Source organism: Chryseobacterium sp. KLBC 52 (assembly GCF_003347605.1).
Lineage (GTDB): Bacteria > Bacteroidota > Bacteroidia > Flavobacteriales > Weeksellaceae > Chryseobacterium.
Genome location: NZ_QDFZ01000008.1, coordinates 22,836 through 40,515 on the forward strand (window position 1 = coordinate 22,836; position 17,680 = coordinate 40,515).

15 protein-coding genes are annotated in these 17,680 nt (G+C 35.4%); 5 read left to right on the top strand and 10 right to left on the bottom strand.

The window, feature by feature from the left end:
* Window position 1: 1 nt before the first annotated feature.
* From recO to DDF69_RS10115, 4 genes are read right to left on the bottom strand one after another with little or no spacing between them, the layout of a single operon-like run.
* Window positions 2-688 carry a DNA repair protein RecO gene (recO, locus tag DDF69_RS10100; RefSeq protein WP_114820689.1) on the bottom strand — a complete coding sequence of 229 codons (687 nt, stop codon included), beginning with the start codon at window positions 686-688 and terminating at the stop codon, window positions 2-4.
* Between the two features lie 3 nt (window positions 689-691).
* Window positions 692-2,944 (bottom strand): T9SS type A sorting domain-containing protein, encoded by a 2,253-nt coding sequence (locus DDF69_RS10105; protein WP_114820690.1) that lies wholly within the window; start codon window positions 2,942-2,944, stop codon window positions 692-694.
* Between the two features lies 1 nt (window position 2,945).
* Window positions 2,946-3,896 (bottom strand): bifunctional metallophosphatase/5'-nucleotidase, encoded by a 951-nt coding sequence (locus DDF69_RS10110; RefSeq protein ID WP_114820691.1) that lies wholly within the window; start codon window positions 3,894-3,896, stop codon window positions 2,946-2,948.
* Window positions 3,897-3,898: 2 nt separating this feature from the next.
* Window positions 3,899-4,654, bottom strand: a complete 756-nt coding sequence (locus tag DDF69_RS10115) for a 5'-nucleotidase C-terminal domain-containing protein (protein ID WP_114820692.1) — start codon at window positions 4,652-4,654, stop codon at window positions 3,899-3,901.
* A 107-nt stretch (window positions 4,655-4,761) separates the two neighbouring features.
* On the opposite strand from DDF69_RS10115, the gene dapA reads away from it, so the two are divergent.
* From dapA to DDF69_RS10135, 4 genes are all read left to right on the top strand, one after another.
* Entirely contained in the window at window positions 4,762-5,634 is an 873-nt protein-coding gene (gene dapA, locus DDF69_RS10120) for a 4-hydroxy-tetrahydrodipicolinate synthase (RefSeq protein ID WP_114820693.1), read from the top strand.
* Between the two features lie 118 nt (window positions 5,635-5,752).
* Entirely contained in the window at window positions 5,753-6,256 is a 504-nt protein-coding gene (locus DDF69_RS10125; RefSeq protein WP_114820694.1) for a GNAT family N-acetyltransferase, read from the top strand.
* Between the two features lie 294 nt (window positions 6,257-6,550).
* On the top strand, window positions 6,551-7,132 hold the full coding sequence (locus tag DDF69_RS10130; protein ID WP_114820695.1) for a helix-turn-helix domain-containing protein: 582 nt from the start codon (window positions 6,551-6,553) through the stop codon (window positions 7,130-7,132).
* Window positions 7,125-7,574, top strand: coding sequence for a response regulator (locus tag DDF69_RS10135; RefSeq protein WP_114820696.1), 450 nt, complete (start codon window positions 7,125-7,127; stop codon window positions 7,572-7,574). The genes DDF69_RS10130 and DDF69_RS10135 overlap by 8 nt, the downstream gene beginning before the upstream one ends.
* A 610-nt stretch (window positions 7,575-8,184) precedes the next feature.
* Here the strand turns inward: DDF69_RS10135 and recG are convergent.
* From recG to DDF69_RS10165, 6 genes are all read right to left on the bottom strand, one after another.
* On the bottom strand, window positions 8,185-10,272 hold the full coding sequence (gene recG / locus DDF69_RS10140; RefSeq protein ID WP_114820697.1) for an ATP-dependent DNA helicase RecG: 2,088 nt from the start codon (window positions 10,270-10,272) through the stop codon (window positions 8,185-8,187).
* Between the two features lie 165 nt (window positions 10,273-10,437).
* Complete coding sequence (locus DDF69_RS10145) at window positions 10,438-10,971, bottom strand: thioredoxin family protein (RefSeq protein WP_114820698.1); 534 nt, start codon at window positions 10,969-10,971, stop codon at window positions 10,438-10,440.
* A gap of 41 nt (window positions 10,972-11,012) precedes the next feature.
* Entirely contained in the window at window positions 11,013-12,524 is a 1,512-nt protein-coding gene (locus DDF69_RS10150; protein WP_114820699.1) for a peptide MFS transporter, read from the bottom strand.
* 23 nt (window positions 12,525-12,547) lie between these two features.
* Complete coding sequence (locus DDF69_RS10155; RefSeq protein ID WP_114820700.1) at window positions 12,548-13,540, bottom strand: YhcG family protein; 993 nt, start codon at window positions 13,538-13,540, stop codon at window positions 12,548-12,550.
* A 58-nt stretch (window positions 13,541-13,598) separates the two neighbouring features.
* Window positions 13,599-15,353: a peptide MFS transporter gene (locus DDF69_RS10160; RefSeq protein ID WP_114820701.1), complete on the bottom strand. Its 1,755-nt coding sequence runs from the start codon at window positions 15,351-15,353 to the stop codon at window positions 13,599-13,601.
* A gap of 134 nt (window positions 15,354-15,487) precedes the next feature.
* Window positions 15,488-17,143, bottom strand: coding sequence for a peptide MFS transporter (locus tag DDF69_RS10165; protein ID WP_114820702.1), 1,656 nt, complete (start codon window positions 17,141-17,143; stop codon window positions 15,488-15,490).
* Window positions 17,144-17,409: 266 nt separating this feature from the next.
* Between DDF69_RS10165 and DDF69_RS22030 the strand changes: the two genes are divergently transcribed.
* Window positions 17,410-17,613, top strand: a complete 204-nt coding sequence (locus DDF69_RS22030) for a hypothetical protein (protein ID WP_162800900.1) — start codon at window positions 17,410-17,412, stop codon at window positions 17,611-17,613.
* Window positions 17,614-17,680: the final 67 nt, after the last annotated feature.

Here is a 17,680-nt window from a genome sequence, read left to right on the forward strand (position 1 = left end):
TCTATTCAAATATCTGCTGTATAATTTCCAGTGAGGCCGGAGTTTTGAAATCTGTAATATGATAATGATAGTATACTAAAAGGCTGTCAAGGAAATCTTTTCTCAAAGAAGAATGGATTTTTGTGGCATAAAAATCTTCTGCACAAAGTGCTTCTTTCCACAGCATGGAGATCTCTTCATTGAAGAGCTGGTGACTTATTCCCGGAGAAAAAGTTCCTGTTTCCGGATCTAAGAACCTGCCTTCACTCAATAGGGGCGCAACACCCTGAATTTTTAAAAAAGCCAGCAAAAACAGAAGATGGGCCTGATAATTTTTATGGGTCAACTCGCTGATAAGATGATCAATACCGGAATAGATTGGAATATTTTTATTCTCATGCTTAAGAATATGACTCAGAAAATCTGAGATAAAGAAAATGACGGTATTGACCTTGATGTCTGTATAAATATCATTGTTTTTTACCAGTTCAAACTTTGAAACAGACGGAATACCGTTGCCACGTGATGGATTTACAGAAAAATTGAGCTGGCTCAGCGGCTGAAGCAAGGCCTTCTTTTTGTTCTTTTTGGAATAAATTCCCTTCAGAAAATAGCTCTGAAAACCTTCTTCTTCTGTAAAACAATGCAATACAGCATCATTTTCTCCGTATTTGATAAATGAAAGTAAAAAACCGTTTTGTGAATTCATTAATTAGTTGACTACTCCTATTTTGGCGGTAGCTTTATCAGATCCGTCTTCATTCGTCATCAGGACAAAATAAATCCCTGAAGCTACTCTTGTTCCTTTCTGATTATTCAGATCCCATTCATAATATCCTCCTCGTGCTACAGCTGAGTGAACTACATTACCTGCAGCGTCCACAATTCTTATATTGGTTTTTTCTGCAAGACCTTTTATCGTTACTTTTCCTTTGAAATTAGAATATACAACAGGATTAGGATATACTACCACATCACCGAAATTGGAAGTTACATCCGCAACATCTCCCTGATAGGTTACAATACCGTTATACGTTACAAAATAGACTTTACCTGTTTTCTTATCAACTTTTATATCGGTAACACTATTCGTAGGAAGGGGTGAATTTTCCTTTGTAAAATGTTTTATAGTTCTCTGACCGTCTGAAGAGAGGTAGTAAACACCACCACCGTCAACAGATACCCACTTATAATCACCTGCATCTACTGCAATCTGAAGAATTGCTGATTCTCTGAAAAGCTCTTCACCCAAACCATTCTGCTCTATAACTATAGGTTCTACTTTAGGCTGTGCGCTTTTTATTTCTGATGCTGCGTTTGACATGATCCTCAGCCCTCCGTCTGTACCGATCCATGCATCACCAGCCTTATCAAATGCTACAGATAAAATTCCTCCTGAACTGTTAAATCCATTTGATGCTCCCAGAATATAATCTGAATCATCGGAAAGGTTGAGAGCATTTTTATAGTCATACACCCAGAAGTTATTAGATCTCGGTAGCGGAGTCCACAACATATTTTCGTGGAAAACAGGTTTTTGTGTACCATCACTGGCAAGAACTATTTTTTTGATAACAAAATCATCAGCTGCTTTATCATAAATTCCCATAGACGGGTTACCATCATTGAAACCAAATGATACAAAAAGATTACTCTGAGAGTCTGTGGCAAAACCTACAGGGCGTCTGTAATAAGGCTGTGCTCCAAGATTATAATACTTTACCAGTTCAAAATCTTTACTGGTGGCATTGTACTTCATTTTGTAGACCCCATTATCAAACATCGTATAATTGGTAAAAAATACTTCATTATTACTAAAAGGACTTAATGTAGCATCCAGTACATTAATAGACTGTGGGTTATTAACAAAAAAAGAAGGATACACCCATTCTGTACCGGTAAAATAGTAAAATCCAGGTTTTTTAGGATTACTAACCGGTTCGTTATAATTATTAGCTCTTGCTCCGGTAGAGACCAGAAGTTGGTTATTATCAAAAAGATTGATATTATAAGCAAAATTGAAGTAAGGTCCGGAAGGTTTAAAAGTATTGTTACTTTCATCCTTGACTCCTGATAATACTGTTCCGCCAAAAATCTTTCCCCCGGCTGTTAATGCAGTATTGCATTCTTCACCAAGGCTTACCGCATTTTGTGATACTCCATTAATACCATATGTATATACTCTGTTATCGGTAACGGTAATACTGTTGGAAGTAATCACCACATCCCTTATTTTTTCAAAAGTAGTAGGAAGTGGTGTTGGAGTACCATTATTATAAATATAAGCTGCTGTAGCCGTTGAGAAAACCAATTCTGATTCTGAATCTATATGTTTGAAAGCTCCGGGAGCCTCCGTTGTCCAGGTAGAATATACGGGAAAAGTAGTATTCATTTGATGGCTCTTCAATCCTGTATCCGTTACAGAATATACTTTATTCCCGAAGATCGTAGCTTCATTACTTGCCTGATAAACCCCACCGGAAAGGAAAAATGCAGAATCACCAAATTCTTTATTCTGAAGGTTAAATATGGAAACTCCATACCCAACAGAAATGACAGCCTGATCTCCGGTTATAGAAATGTGGTTAATCTTTTTATCTCCATTATATCCTGTAGCAATAGGAATATCAACAATATATTTGATTTCCTGAGGTGTAATAACATCCATGGATCCGTTTTCATAACCGATAAGCCCTGTTTTGGTCTGTGGATTATAATCGAAAGCGGTAATTCCGATGTTGTGCAGGCCATTGGCTTTAGATAACTTCGTAATTTCTCCTGTTGATATTGTATAATAGAATATTCCGTTTTGAGTGGCTGCAATAATTTTTCCATTGTCTTCTTTCATGGCTAAGACATTATTGTAGGAAAAAAGATCTGCCCACTTTTTGGATGAAATAACCTGTGCTTTTGTCAGCTGCAGGGATGCTAAAATACCAAGAGAAATTATAGAGAGTTTTTTCATATTATGCGGTTATGCTGCTATCTATCACCTGATTGTTCCAGGAAATATGCTGTACGTTTTTGTTTGTATCAAAATAAAAATCGATCCTACCTAAAAGAAGACCTGCCCATCCCACCTGATTAACAAGGACATTTTTGCCCTGTCTGTTGGTAAAGGTCTGAGGTTCCGGTAAGAATGTATGAGTATGGCCTCCTAAGATAATATCAATATTTTCTGTATTGGCCGCTAAAATTTTATCGCTTATTTTACCTGGTTCGTCCTTGTAGTCGTAGCCGATGTGTGAAAGACAAATCACCAGATCACATTTTTTCTCTTTTTTCAGGAAATTTGAATAATGCTGGGCTACATCAACAGGATTGGAATAAACGGTTTCTCCATACTGTTTTTTACCTACAAGACCATCCAGCTGGATTCCCACTCCGAAAATTCCTACTTTGATTCCATTCTTATTGAATATCTGGTAGGGAGAAGTTTTCCCGTCAAGAACCGTATTTTTAAAATCATAATTGGAACAGATAAATGGAAACTTCGCATTAGGAAGCACTTTTAAAAATCCATCAAGTCCATTGTCGAAATCATGATTTCCCATAGTAGAGGCATCATATTTCATCATAGACATTAATCTGAACTCCAGTTCTCCTCCAAAGAAATTAAAATAAGGAGTTCCCTGGAAAATATCTCCGGAATCAAGAAGAAGAACATTACTTTCCTGGCTTCTGATCTGTTGGATTAAGCTTGCCCTTCTTGCAAAACCTCCCTGATTGGGATTTTTGGTATAGCTCGCGTCGAAAGGTTCTATTCTGCTATGTTGGTCATTGGTATGAAGAATAGTCAGTTTGTTTGCAGATTGTAAATTAAGGATTTTTAATTCCTCCGCCATCATCATATTGGGAGCTAAAGCCATTGCTAAAGATCCTCCGCCTATTGCTTTTAAAAAACTTTTTCTATCCATTATTACTTCCCGATAAAATTTAAACGAACATCCGGATTGACTACCACGTCAGGAGATTTTTTTAAATAATCGATAAATAAATCTCTCATTTTAATTCCTGTAGCAATAGATTCTCCTTTAGCAAAGAATTTCATATTGTCTCCTCCCAGTGCAAGATAGTCTGAAGTCGCAATATAATAATCTTTAGCAGGATCTACTGTATTACCGTTGATTAAGGCTTTGATTACCTGTCCGTTTTTTGTTTCAATGTATAAATGAGAAACAGGATTGTTGACCTGCGTTTTTGCATAATACTCAAAAAGCCCCTGTAAATCTGCTCCTTTCATTTTTACAATTACCACTTCATTTTCAAAAGGCATTACTTCAAATACATTTTTAAGTAAAATATCTCCTTTTCCAATAGTGGTTCGGATTCCTCCGATATTGATCAGTGCAGCATCTACGTTTTGCTTAAGATGAGTTTTGATCCATTCATTACCTCCTTCAAACGTATAGTCAGCTAAAAGATTACCCAGATTGCTGTTATCGCCCTGTTTGGTAAGATCCACATTGGTGTGTGAGATCTTCTGGTTCATTTCTTTGTCCAGTTTCTGCTTATAAGGTTCGATAAATTTTACAAACTCCTCATCATTCTTTAGCTCATTATTAATAGAAATATTTTTCTGGGTCTTTACATTCACAAGCTGCGGCACAGAAGCCGTTTTGCATGCAGTAAGCGACACCAGAGCAATTCCCAGTAACAAGAATTTATTTTTCATAATCTCTTTTAGTATATGCAAATATAACTATATGTATAATAAAACATTATTATTTATTACAAATTCTTACTGTAAATTATTAAATTTGACAAAAATAATTCTAACAGATGAGCATTTTAAAAGGAGTAGGTGTTGCATTGGTAACACCCTTTAATGAAGATTTATCCGTTGACTTCGACAGTTTAACAAAACTGGTGGAGTACAATATCGAAAACGGAACCAATTATTTAGTTGTATTGGGAACAACGGCAGAAGCCGCAACGCTTTCTGCTGAGGAGAAGAAACAGGTAATTGAGCATATCATTAAGGTGAATAATAAACGTCTTCCTTTAGTTTTGGGAATTGGCGGTAACGATACTCTTGACGTCAAGAAACAGATTGAAGAAGCAGATCTTTCTGCATTTGAAGCCGTACTTTCAGTATCTCCATATTATAATAAACCTAACCAGGAAGGTCTTTATCAACATTATAAAGCTTTAGCTTCCACAGGAAAAAATATTATTATTTATAATGTTCCGTCAAGAACAGGACAAAATGTTGAAGCAGATACTACGCTTCGTCTTGCAAAGGAATTTCCTAACTTATTCCTGATTAAGGAAGCTTCTCCTAATATTCTTCAGTATTTTGATATCCTGAGAAAGAAACCTGAAGGATTTTCTTTAGTTTCAGGAGATGATGAATATACATTGCCGGTAACTCTTGCAGGAGGAGATGGAGTAATTTCCGTAATCGGGCAGGCATATCCTAAAGAGTTCTCCACGATGGTACAGCTGGCTTTCGAGGGTAAGGTAAAAGAAGCCTATGAAATTCACAACAAACTGGTAGATATTACCCGTCTGATTTTTGCAGAAGGTAACCCTTGTGGTATCAAAGTAATCCTGGCAGAAAAAGGAATCATCAAAAATTACCTGAGACTTCCTTTGGTGAAAGCTTCAGAAGGTCTTCATGCAAAAATTAAAGCTGAAATGGCTACAATTTAATAATGAACAGGCAAAATGAATTTTAATCATGTTAAAACTCATCAGTCATCATTGAACAATATAAGGAGTGAAAAGTTTAGGCTTTTCACTTTTTTTAATCATCATAATATAACCAGTCATGAAATTACAACAGGCAACAGCAGCAGATATCCCTTTGATTCAGGATCTTGCAAGACGATCATGGGAAAATGCTTATGCAGACATTCTTTCGAAAGAACAAATGGAGTTTATGCTCTCAGAAATGTATTCTGAAAAGGAAATTTTACATCATTTTCAAAATCCGTATTATCATTATTATCTTATTCAGGATGAAAGTAATAATAACTATGAAGGCTTTATCGGATATGAGCACAACTATGAGGAGAAAACCACCAAGTTACACAGGATTTATCTGGTTCCTGAGAGTAAAGGAAAAGGATTTGGGAAAGGAGCGCTTCAGTTTCTGAATGAAAAAGTTTCTGAAAACGGAAACAACAGAATTATCCTGAATGTTAATAAATACAATGCTGCCAGAAACTTCTACGAATCCCAGGGATACAAAGTGTATGACGAAGGCGTTTTTGATATTGGTAACGGTTTTGTGATGGATGATTATCTTATGGAGTATCTAATTCACAGATAATTGACTTAAAATTTTGTAACTTTATCCTGTAATTCTATAACAAGTGATTTCTTTTTTTGATTCATCTTTGCTTCAGAACCAAATCACTTATACAATACATTCATATGCTTGGTTTTGAGCTGAAAAGCTTTTTATCAGTATATTTTTTTCATCCTTAGTGTTTAAATTCCTGTATTCTAAAATACAGGAGTTTTTTCGTATATATCGTAAAATATTAAAAATATACACCTATTTCACATTTACTTGAAATAAATTATTATATTTACTAAATAATATTGGCTTATATATACTAGGATGAAAATGTATGTTAAATTTGATTTCAATGCCCTTTGTAAAAAGGTATTGGACGAAAAACTTAAAGAACACGGGCTGAAGTACAGATTACTGAACTTCGGTGAAGTGGAATTCTATGAGCCCCTTACACAGGAACAGCACAATCTTTTCAAGAAAAATCTTGAAGATTATGGGATCGAGATCATAGAAAGCCAAAAAAGCGCGCTGGTTCAGAAAATAAAAGATACTATTGTAGAACTCGTCTTTTCTGATGAAATTATACCCGTAAAAGCCTCCATCTATATTTCTGAAAAGCTGAATCACAGCTACGGATATCTTTCCAATCTTTTTTCAGAAGTTGCTTATACCTCTATTGAGAATTTTATTATTCTGCAAAAGATTGAGCATGCAAAGGCTTTGATCATAAGAAACAAACAAAGCCTTACAGAAATAGCTCATAAGCTGAATTATTCCAGTGTGGCACATTTGAGTACCCAGTTCAAAAATACAACAGGGATCACTCCATCCCAGTTTCAAAAAATTATAGGCAAACGAAGAAGAGCACAAAGCACGGTAATAAACCCTAAAATGCAGTATGAATAAAGAATTTCTGAACGTAATTGTAGCAGATAACGATGAAAACACTTTGATTTTTTTTAAAAATATTCTGAAAGAGTTGAAAATCTCTATAAAAGTTCAATGTTTCAGTAACGGGAACAGTCTAATGGAATACCTAAATAATGATGATGCCGTAGTTCCTGAACTTGTTTTTATCAATTACAGGATTCCCGGAAAAGAAAGCATGGAATGCCTAAAGGATATCACTTCGAATTCAAAATTCAGCAATATGGTAACGGCTATTTTTTCAGATGCTATTCCTGAAAGTGAAATAGAAGATATTTTTGTACAAGGAGCACATATTTTTATGAAAAAACCGGAGTGTTTTGAGAAGCTTAAAAAGGTGCTTACAGAAGTTATTACCATCAATTGGCAGTATCATACTTCAGGGTTGAATAAAGATAATTTTATCTTGAAAGTACTATAAATAAGGGATTTATTAATTTAATATTAATAAATTCTAAATCGTATTTATAGCATACTATTCACAAATAGGTGAAAATTTTATAACTAATAATTAAAATAATATAAAAGGCATCTGAATTAATATACTGACATTTGTAAAAGTAAACTGAGACACAAATTTGATTATATAGTAGAAGATACAGGTGAATGAAAAGTAATTGTTTCTAAAGAACAAAATTATATAAATCACGATGTTAGTTAAACAAAATGGATTATACTAATTTTCCAATTATAAAGCACAGAAGATCTTTAAACAAAACGGTACAATCATGAAAACTCAATAAGTAGTTGGAGATATTTTTATTCGTTTCATTCCCTCATCTCCACCGAAAAACAGTTAGTTTTTATAATAAGCAAGTTGGAAAAAATAATTCATTTTGTTTTTTATAATTTATTTTAATAGTTATGGTTTTAGCTCATTATTATATTGTTATATAAATATTTTCACACCACATCACAAAATATTAAGCCTGAACTATTAAAATAAATTTTTTTTGGACATACCAAAAAGTAATTTCTTCTAAATAACAGTTTTATAAGGGGGCCGCAGGAAGTTTTTTTCTGCGGTTTTTTTATGATATTTTACTCCACTTATTTTTTCCTTTGTAGTATCTGATATAATAATTTTTGATGATCAGATTATCAGGTCTTGAAAGCATAGGATCTGCTTCAAGTATTTTTTCTACTGTATTTTTTGTTGTTTTGATGATCGCAGAATCATTAATAAGATCCAGTCTTTTAAAATCTACCACACCACTTTGCTGAGTACCCAATATATCTCCGGGGCCGCGAAGCTGCATATCCACCTCAGAAATTTTAAAACCATCATTGGTTTCAGTCATTGTTTTAATGCGTGTTCTGCTTTCTTTTGATAATTTATCGGAGGTCATCAGGATACAGTAACTCTGTTCAGCACCTCTTCCTACTCGCCCTCTGAGCTGGTGAAGCTGTGATAATCCGAATCTTTCAGAACTTTCAATCACCATCACAGAAGCATTCGGAACGTTTACTCCCACTTCAATTACCGTTGTTGCAACCATTATCTCAGCTTTTCCCGATGCAAAATAAGCCATCGCAGCATCTTTTTCATCCGGTTTCATTTTCCCGTGAAGCATGGTCACATTGTATTCTGAAAAATAATCCATCACATGCTCCAAACCTTCCATCAGGTTTTTATAATCCAGGGTTTCCGATTCCTCGATGAGAGGATATACGAAATAAACCTGTCTGCCTTTTTTAATTTCATCTTTACAGAAGTTATATACATACAATCTGTCTTTTTCCCGGCGGTGAGCTGTGATAATAGGCTTTCTCCCCACTGGCATCTCGTCAATCACGGAAACATCAAGATCGGAATAAAAACTCATGGCCAGAGTTCTTGGAATAGGAGTGGCAGTCATCACCAGAATATGGGGTGGAATCTTATTTTTAGCCCACAGTTTAGCCCTTTGAGCAACCCCGAATCTATGCTGTTCATCAATAATGGCTAATCCCAGATTTTTAAATTTAACCTTGTCTTCTAACACAGCATGAGTACCTACTAAAATAGAAAGTGTACCATTTTCCAGTTCTTCATGGATGATTCTTCTTTCTGCTACTTTGGTAGAACCTGTAAGTAGGCGGATATTGATTCCTGTTTTTTCCAATAGTTCTTTGATACCATTGTAATGCTGTTGGGCCAAAATTTCTGTGGGAGCCATGAGACAGCTCTGAAAACCATTGTCCATGGCAATAAGCATGGTAAGAAGGGCAACCATCGTTTTTCCTGATCCTACATCACCTTGCAAAAGCCTGTTCATCTGAATCGGCCTTTTCATGTCCATTCTTATTTCCTTTAAAACCCTTTTCTGTGCATTGGTAAGCTCAAAAGGAAGATGTTTTTCATAAAAATCATTGAAGTGATCTCCAATAATCGGGAAAGGATTACCGTGCGATTGTGTTTTATGATGAAGTTTCTTTAAGCCATATCCTAACTGAAAGAAAAACGATTCTTCAAATTTCAGTCTGTAATCTGCCTTATCAAAATGTTCCTGATCTTTTGGAAAATGAACATTCAGAAAAGCATGCTGTCTGGACATGAATTTAAAGGTTTTCATCAGATATTCCGGGAAATTTTCTTCAATAAGACTTGGAATTTCTTTGCAGATATTTCTTAAGGCATTCTGGAAAAATCTTTGATTCAATCCTCGTTTGGTTAGTTTTTCAGAACTCGGGTAAATGGGTTTAAGACGAGTGTCTCCCTCTTTTTTTTCTTCTGCTTCAATTTCCGGATGTGGCATAGAAAACTGACGGTTGAAAACATTGATCTTCCCGAAAATATAAACTTCCCTGTTGATGGGAAGCTGTTCTTTCAGCCACTTGGAATATTGAAACCAAACCAGATCCATACTGCCGGTTTCATCATTGAACTTTGCTGATAATCGTTTGGTTTTACCGGTCTGAATTTCCTGTACCTGAGTAATTTTTCCCTTCAATTGTATTTCCTGACTGGTTTCTTCTCTGAGTTGAGAAACAGTATAGATTTTACTTTTGTCCAGATAACGGATAGGATAGAAATTCAACATGTCTTCTACGGTAGATAGACCCAACACACTTTTGATGAGTTTGGCTCTTTCCGGACCTATTCCTTTTACATATTCTATGGAGGTTTCGAGATTCATTTTCAGGTTTCAGGATGCTGTTTTTCGAATTTTTTGATCCTTATTTCAGATGATAAAAAATAAAGGTTCGAATTTCGGTAAAATAAAAAAGACTTCCAAAAAATTGGAAGCCTCTATAGTGAATTTTTAGAATTGAAAGAGAAAATCCTGTTTCGAAGTTCTCAATTAATCTTTAATTTTAGATTTGAATTTTTTCTGATAATCCTCCCATTGTTCTCTGGTTTTAATCTTTTTAAACAAATCTTTTGAGATCAGTTCCAGATAAGGTTCCAGTTCTTTGGCAGACAGTTCGCCCTGAAGAATGGTGATGGGATTGCCATGTTCATCCAGAAATACTGTGCTTGGAACAGCCCCTACATTCATATACTGTGTAAACTCATGCAGAGAATTTTTCCCCTTTTTATGTTCAGCATTAGGATTTGAAAATGTTCTTCCAAAGATTTCAATGCTCTTTTTTTCTTCTGCATTAAATTTTACAGGATAATAATTTTCATTTAAAATCTGAGCCAGTACAGGATGGCCATATGTTTTTTTATCCATTATTTTACATGGACCACACCAGTCTGCATAGAAATCAATTAATATTTTTTTTGGACTTTCCTTTTGGGCTTTTAAAGCTTCGTCAATGGTCATCCATTTTACCTGGGCAAAACTAAAATTTATTAAAAGTAAGAGAATTATGCTTAAAATTTTCTTCATATTGTGATATTTAGGTAAAAATAAGCATAATTACTTATTCTTTATTTTACATCCTGCATTAATTTTTTCACGTACGGAGATATCAAAATTAATACCACTCCGGCAATTACCGCGTATAATCCCAATTGTTTATATCCATCGGTATAAGTGATCAAAGCATCATAGTTGGTGGAACCTTCTTTTGAAGTAGCAAGACTTGCCCCGATAATCCCGGCAACGTACTGTCCATAGGCCGATGCAAGGAACCACATTCCCATCATCATTCCCTGAAGATTCTTGGTTGAAAGCTTCGTCATAATGGATAATCCGATAGGAGAGAGGCATAATTCCCCAAGGGTAATAATAAGCAGTGCCAGGGTAAAGAAATTCAGTGAAGTGATTCCCTGAAGGTCTGCGAACAGGCGCGTTGCAAATAAAACGTAATATCCTAATCCTAAGAAAATAAATCCTAATCCGAATTTGATAATCGTGTTGGGTTCAATTTTTCTTTTGTTCAGCCAGATCCAGAGAAGTCCGATCAATGGAGCAAGGAAAATAATGAAGAAAGCGCCTCCTGAGTTATTCACCCCATTTGGGTCTAATCCGAAAAGATCCTTATTCAGGTTTTTGGCAGCGAAAATACTTAAAGAACCTCCACTTTGCTCATAGATTCCCCAGAATATGATTGAAAATATAATGAAAACCAAAGCTGCCCAAAGTTTTTTGCGCTCTGAAGCCGTTACTTTAGACATTTCATAGAATAAATAGATCAAAGTTAAAGGCCCGATGGTCCACATAAAATAATCTGTATATTCTGTCTTGGCTACCATGGTCATGATGATGGGTACAAAAACCAAAGACAAGACATATACTCCGTATTCTTTCCATTTCGGTATCGGAGCTGTTTTTACCTCTGCTAAAGGATGTCCCGGCTGTAAACCGATAGTCCCTAATGTTCTTTGTGTAAATACAAAATTGATCAAGCTTACGACCATTACTATTGAAGCTAATCCAAAAGCAATATGCCATCTCATTTCTTCTGCAATAATGTTGCTTAAAAATTCTCCTTTACCTATTGCAATACATAAGTACCCACCTAGTAAAGCTCCAAGATTAATTCCGGCATAGAAAAGCGAAAAACCTGCGTCTGCTCTAGAGTCATTAGGTTTGTAAAGCTGTCCAACCATTGATGAAATATTAGGTTTGAAGAAACCTGTCCCAACTACGGTGAATGCTATTCCTAAGAAAAAGAATTTATGGGGATCGGTAGCAAGAATTAAACTTCCTACGATCATCAGAAGACCGCCCCAGAAAAGAGACTTTCGGAATCCTAAGATTTTATCAGCAAAAAGTCCACCAACAAAGGTAAAGGCATATACGAATGCCTGGGTGGCACCATATTGAAGGTTGGCTTCTTTTTCATGGAAATTAAGCTGTGAGATCATAAAGAAAACCAGCATTCCACGCATTCCGTAGAAACAGAAGCGTTCCCACATTTCAGAGAAAAACAGGCTCCAGATTTGTCTGGGATACTTTCCTTTGAAATTTTGTATTTCATCTAAAGTTAAGCTCATAATGATATATGATTAAGTTCTAATTAAGGGTTTTTATCTTTCTGATCCAGTTCAAAACGGATTCTGTCCTGGTCAATAATTTGTTTTAATTCTTCTTCTTTTGGGAGATACAGCAGGTATTTGCTGGCAAATAAATTGTTTTTATCATTCAAAACGGAATATTTTACAATGGTCTCATCCTTTTCTGAACATAATAAAATTCCGATGGTCGGATTATCACCTTCACCGCGTTTCAGATCATCATACATTCTTACATACATATCAATCTGTCCGATATCCTGATGAGAGAGTTCTCCGGTTTTCAAATCAATGATGACAAAGCATTTTAAGATGTAATTATAGAAGACAAGGTCAATATAAAAATCCGATGTATCCGTTGAAATATGTTGTTGTCTGGCTACGAAAGCAAAACCTTTCCCAAACTCGAGTAAAAACTTTTGAATATGATCAATAATGGCTGTTTCAATTTCCTTTTCAGAGAATTGTTCATCAGCTTTTAAACCAAGGAATTCAAAAATATAAGGATCTTTTAAAACACTGTGAATAGTTTCCGGAGAAGATTTTTTATGCTCTAAAACTCTTTCGTAAGCAAGCGAATTGATTTGTCTTTTGAGATCTCTATAGTTCCAGTTATTCTGAATGGACTCATTGATATAATAATTCATTTTATCAGCATTGTCAAGCCTTATCAATAATCTGTAATGGGTCCAGCTCAATTCGTGACGCAGCGCGTCACATATTGGAAATGTATGATAAAAAGAGCGCATATTTCTTAAATTACTTTCATCAAATCCCTTCCCAAATTCTAAGGTAAGCTTCTGAGAAAGTTTTTTCAGCGTATATTTTCCGTATTCTGCACGTTCTCTTCCCTGTTGTTCATCGTCAACAATCAATTTTCCAATCTGCCAGTAAGTGAGCAGTAGAGTAGAATTCGCAATACGAAACACTTTTTCGCGCGATTGTCTAATGATTTCCTTTACGGATTGGAATAAAGAATCTTCGGAAATTTCCATCATACGAAAATAAAAAAAACCTCTGACTTTGCAGAGGTTTTATTATATTTTGTTGATACAATTAGTTTACACCATGCATCATTTTCTTCAGGATAGGTGAAATTAAACCAAGGATTACAGAAGCAATCCCACAAAGTACTACGAATACCATGAAGAATTCGAATAGATTGTGGATTTCAAATCCTACAAAAGTAGGGTTGTGTAATGGTAACTGAGCTTTATCAAAAGCAGCAACCTGATCAGCTGTCAGTGTTACTTTTTTATCCAAAACATCCTGTAGATTAACACCCATTTCTTGAGCTTTCTTGAACTTATCACCTGTTGCAGGGATAAGTGCTCCTAATGAACCTGCCAATGCATAACCGGCGGCGTTAGAAATGAAGAAAACACCATATAGTAATGAAGCAAATCTTTTCGGAGCCAGTTTACCAACCAATGATAAACCAATTGGAGAAAGACAAAGCTCACCACAAGTCTGGATGAAATAGAGTAACATTAACCATTTGATGGCTAACAGACCTGAGTTTCCAAGATCTTTTACATTGTGTGCAATAATGAAATAAGAAAGAGCGATCAATGCTAATCCCATTGCTTGCTTGAACGGAGATACAGGCTCCTTTCCTTTAGCTCTTAACTTGTCCCAGCATAAACTGAAAGGAACCGCTAAAAGAACTACGAAAATACCATTGAAGATCTGAACCATTGAAGGTGGCATATTCCATCCGAAAATGTTTCTGTCAGTCTGGTTATCTGCAATAAACGTTAATGAAGATCCAGCCTGCTCAAATGCTGCCCAGAAAAAGATAATAAAGAATGATACGATGTAGATTACCCAGATTCTCTGTCTTTCCACTTTATTTTCTGCAGAAGACATAATTAAAAATGCTAGAGCAATACCAGCCGAATAGATGAATGGATAAATGATCCCTTTAATCAACTGTCCCATCTCTACGGAGTTGAATCCAAATTCACCTACAAGAAGGTATCTGAAAACGAAGAATAAAACAACAAATATTCCACCAGTGATTCCTAAAGCCTGGCCAGAGAATTTAGCAGTTTGTGTTTCTCCTTCTTCAAAGTCAGCACTTGTATTGTTTTTCGGTAATCCCCCGATAGGTCTTCCTTCAGGAGTTACTACATATTTATTTTTAAGGATAAAGAAGGTAACAGTTCCGATTACCATCGCAATAGAAGCGGCTAAGAATCCCCATTTGAATGCGAAGATATCTCTTACTCCGGTTGCAGCATCTTTTACATCTCCTACGTATGGACAGATAAACTGACCAAGGAAAGCCCCGATGTTGATCCCCATGTAGAAAATAGTGAAGGCAGAATCCAGTTTAGATTTTTCCTGTTTTGGATAAAGGCTTCCCACCATTGAAGAAATATTCGGTTTGAAGAATCCGTTACCAAAAATGATCACAAATAATGCCAGCCACATGATAAGTTTAGCACTTCCAATATCCGCTGAGAAAGTAGAGGCACTGATGAATAATAAGAACTGGCCAATAGCCATTAATGATCCACCAATGATGATCGCATATCTGTTTCCGATATATTTATCAGCAATAAATCCTCCCAAAAGAGGTGTTAAATAACATAAAGCTAGAAATCCACCATAGATGATTGCTGCATCAGCTTCTTTTATTAATAAGGAATTTACCATGAAGAGCGTCAAAAGAGCTCTCATTCCATAAAAGTTGAAACGCTCCCACATTTCTGTTCCGAAAAGAACCCATAATCCTTTAGGATGCCTGGAATTCTTATTCTCTACAAATTCATCCGGTTTCGGACTCAATGCTTCAATATTATCCATTTCTATTGTTAATTTTTGTTAAGACTGACAAATATAGTTTATTTTGGGTTTTTGGCAAGGTTTTAATTTTATTTTTAAATAAAAAAGCTGCGGAGTATATCCGCAGCTTAGTTATCGTTATAATATTAAGCATTTTAATGCCCTTTTTCTGTCATAATCTTATTCAGTCTTTTTAACATAGAAAGACCTAAAAGTGTAGCAAATATTAACAAAGCGAAGTTAACAAGGAAATAATTCGTTTTGTTTTCGTAATTGTACCATGTACTTGCCAGAATTCCTGAAAGCTTATTTCCAACAGAGTTGGCCAGGAAAAATCCTCCCATCATCAATGCTGTAATCCTTGCAGGCGAAAGTTTGGATACAAAGGAAAGTCCCATTGGAGATAAGCATAATTCCCCGATGGTAATCACTCCATAACTGGCAACCAGCCATAGAGGAGATACTTTTACAGCGCCATTCTCTCCGGCCATTACCGCTAAAACCATTACCAAACAAGAAAGTCCCGAAATAAATAGTCCTAAAACAATCTTGGTAGGTGTCAATGGTTCTTTTCCTTTTCTTCTCAACAATGCCCAGAATCCTACAATAACAGGAGTTAACGCAATAACCCAGAATGGATTGATAGATTGGAATAATTCTGTATTGTATAGATAAACTTTGTTTTCAGGGTTTTTCTCAAGAGCAGCACGCTGCTCAGGGGATATGTTTTTAAAGTATACATCTTTTCCCATTTCCTTTTTAGTCTCCCCATTATCATCTTTCTGAGAACGGAACTGGTTATCATAAACAGGAGTTTCTTTATCTTCATAGCTCTTCCCATCCACCATATAAATTCCTTCCAATGGCTTTTCAAGAGAAGTAGGAACACTTCTGTCCGTGTAATAATTAGCCCATCTTGTTAAAGCTGTACCATTTTGTTTGAAGACCGCCCAGAAGAACATACTGATCAGGAATACAGAAAGTAATGCTCCGATAGAGGCTTTTTCATCAGGTTTAGCCTTAAAATAAAGGGATGCATAGAAATAAATAACGGGTACACAGGCGAAAATAAAGGCATCCGTACTGTCACTTCCAAAAATATTTCCAGGAATAAACCAACCTATTGCTCCGGCAACGATAGCAGGAACAAATACTTTGATCAGAATTTCTGAGAGCTTGGTATCTCCTTCCTGTACAGGTTTCATCTGTGCAGCATGGATATAATGCTTTCTTCCGATGGTAAAAATAACCATTCCGATCAGCATTCCTACACCAGCAGTGATGAAAGCTTCACCCCAGCCGAATTTATTACGCATGAAAGCCGCAATAATATTACAGATAAATGCTCCGATATTGATTCCCATATAGAAAATATTATATCCTGAGTCTTTATTTGCTTTATAAGGTTCTTCTGAATAAAGGTTTCCTAATAATGTTGAAATAGTAGGTTTAAAGAAACCGTTTCCGATAATAATTAAAGCCAGAGAGGCATAAAAAAGAGGTAAGTCTTTAAAAACTCCCATACCTATATATCCTGCAGCCATTAAAAAACCTCCAAGATAAATAGATTTAATATATCCTAACACTCTGTCTGCCAGGAATCCTCCAATAAATGGAGTCAGATAAGTTAAGGCAATATAAGTTCCGAAAATGTCATCAGCAGTTTTATCCGGAAGTCCAAGTCCGCCCTTCATGCCCGTAGGCTCAATAACATAGAGAACAAAGATTCCAAGAATCAGGTAGTACCCGAAACGCTCCCACATTTCTGTAAAAAAGAGAAAGGGAAGCCCTTTAGGATGTTTAGTCTTCATATAATCAATTTTCAAATTTCCCAAAAATAGCTTTTTAATTTCAATTGATAAAATAAATAATACTTACCTAAATGATTAATGAAATAAATATAAAATTTTAAGTGTAAAGAGTGATTTATATTGTTGGATTTAACTTGTACACAGAATATAAATAGTGTAATAAGGGATTGTACACGAAATATACAATAAGATTTCTCTATAAAGTGATATTTGTTTTCTAGTTTCAAAATGTCAATAATGACACGTTATTAAAAAAAACATTTATTATGAAAAAATTGAAAAAGATTTCGAGAGAAAATTTGAAAGGTTTAATAGGAGGTGGGCCTTTCCAACCAAGTGGAGATACAGGATGTAGCTATAAATGTTGCTCAGACAGAAACCCACAAGTATTTAGTGCAACGGTGACTGTTTCTGTAGAGCAATCTGGATCTGTTTCTTGTTCTGAGGGATCACATTTAGTTGCTGTTTAATTTTAATATAAATAGGAAAGAATACATCCGGCACCTTATAGGATGTATTCTTTATTTAAATGTACTG

What these genes read in the sequence shown, in the direction of transcription:
- recO (WP_114820689.1), bottom strand. Translation starts at nt 688, where the DNA reads ATGAATTCACAAAACGGTTTTTTACTTTCATTTATCAAATACGGAGAA.
- DDF69_RS10105 (WP_114820690.1), bottom strand. Translation starts at nt 2,944, where the DNA reads ATGAAAAAACTCTCTATAATTTCTCTTGGTATTTTAGCATCCCTGCAG.
- DDF69_RS10110 (WP_114820691.1), bottom strand. Translation starts at nt 3,896, where the DNA reads ATGGATAGAAAAAGTTTTTTAAAAGCAATAGGCGGAGGATCTTTAGCA.
- DDF69_RS10115 (WP_114820692.1), bottom strand. Translation starts at nt 4,654, where the DNA reads ATGAAAAATAAATTCTTGTTACTGGGAATTGCTCTGGTGTCGCTTACT.
- dapA (WP_114820693.1), top strand. Translation starts at nt 4,762, where the DNA reads ATGAGCATTTTAAAAGGAGTAGGTGTTGCATTGGTAACACCCTTTAAT.
- DDF69_RS10125 (WP_114820694.1), top strand. Translation starts at nt 5,753, where the DNA reads ATGAAATTACAACAGGCAACAGCAGCAGATATCCCTTTGATTCAGGAT.
- DDF69_RS10130 (WP_114820695.1), top strand. Translation starts at nt 6,551, where the DNA reads ATGAAAATGTATGTTAAATTTGATTTCAATGCCCTTTGTAAAAAGGTA.
- DDF69_RS10135 (WP_114820696.1), top strand. Translation starts at nt 7,125, where the DNA reads ATGAATAAAGAATTTCTGAACGTAATTGTAGCAGATAACGATGAAAAC.
- recG (WP_114820697.1), bottom strand. Translation starts at nt 10,272, where the DNA reads ATGAATCTCGAAACCTCCATAGAATATGTAAAAGGAATAGGTCCGGAA.
- DDF69_RS10145 (WP_114820698.1), bottom strand. Translation starts at nt 10,971, where the DNA reads ATGAAGAAAATTTTAAGCATAATTCTCTTACTTTTAATAAATTTTAGT.
- DDF69_RS10150 (WP_114820699.1), bottom strand. Translation starts at nt 12,524, where the DNA reads ATGAGCTTAACTTTAGATGAAATACAAAATTTCAAAGGAAAGTATCCC.
- DDF69_RS10155 (WP_114820700.1), bottom strand. Translation starts at nt 13,540, where the DNA reads ATGATGGAAATTTCCGAAGATTCTTTATTCCAATCCGTAAAGGAAATC.
- DDF69_RS10160 (WP_114820701.1), bottom strand. Translation starts at nt 15,353, where the DNA reads ATGGATAATATTGAAGCATTGAGTCCGAAACCGGATGAATTTGTAGAG.
- DDF69_RS10165 (WP_114820702.1), bottom strand. Translation starts at nt 17,143, where the DNA reads ATGAAGACTAAACATCCTAAAGGGCTTCCCTTTCTCTTTTTTACAGAA.
- DDF69_RS22030 (WP_162800900.1), top strand. Translation starts at nt 17,410, where the DNA reads ATGAAAAAATTGAAAAAGATTTCGAGAGAAAATTTGAAAGGTTTAATA.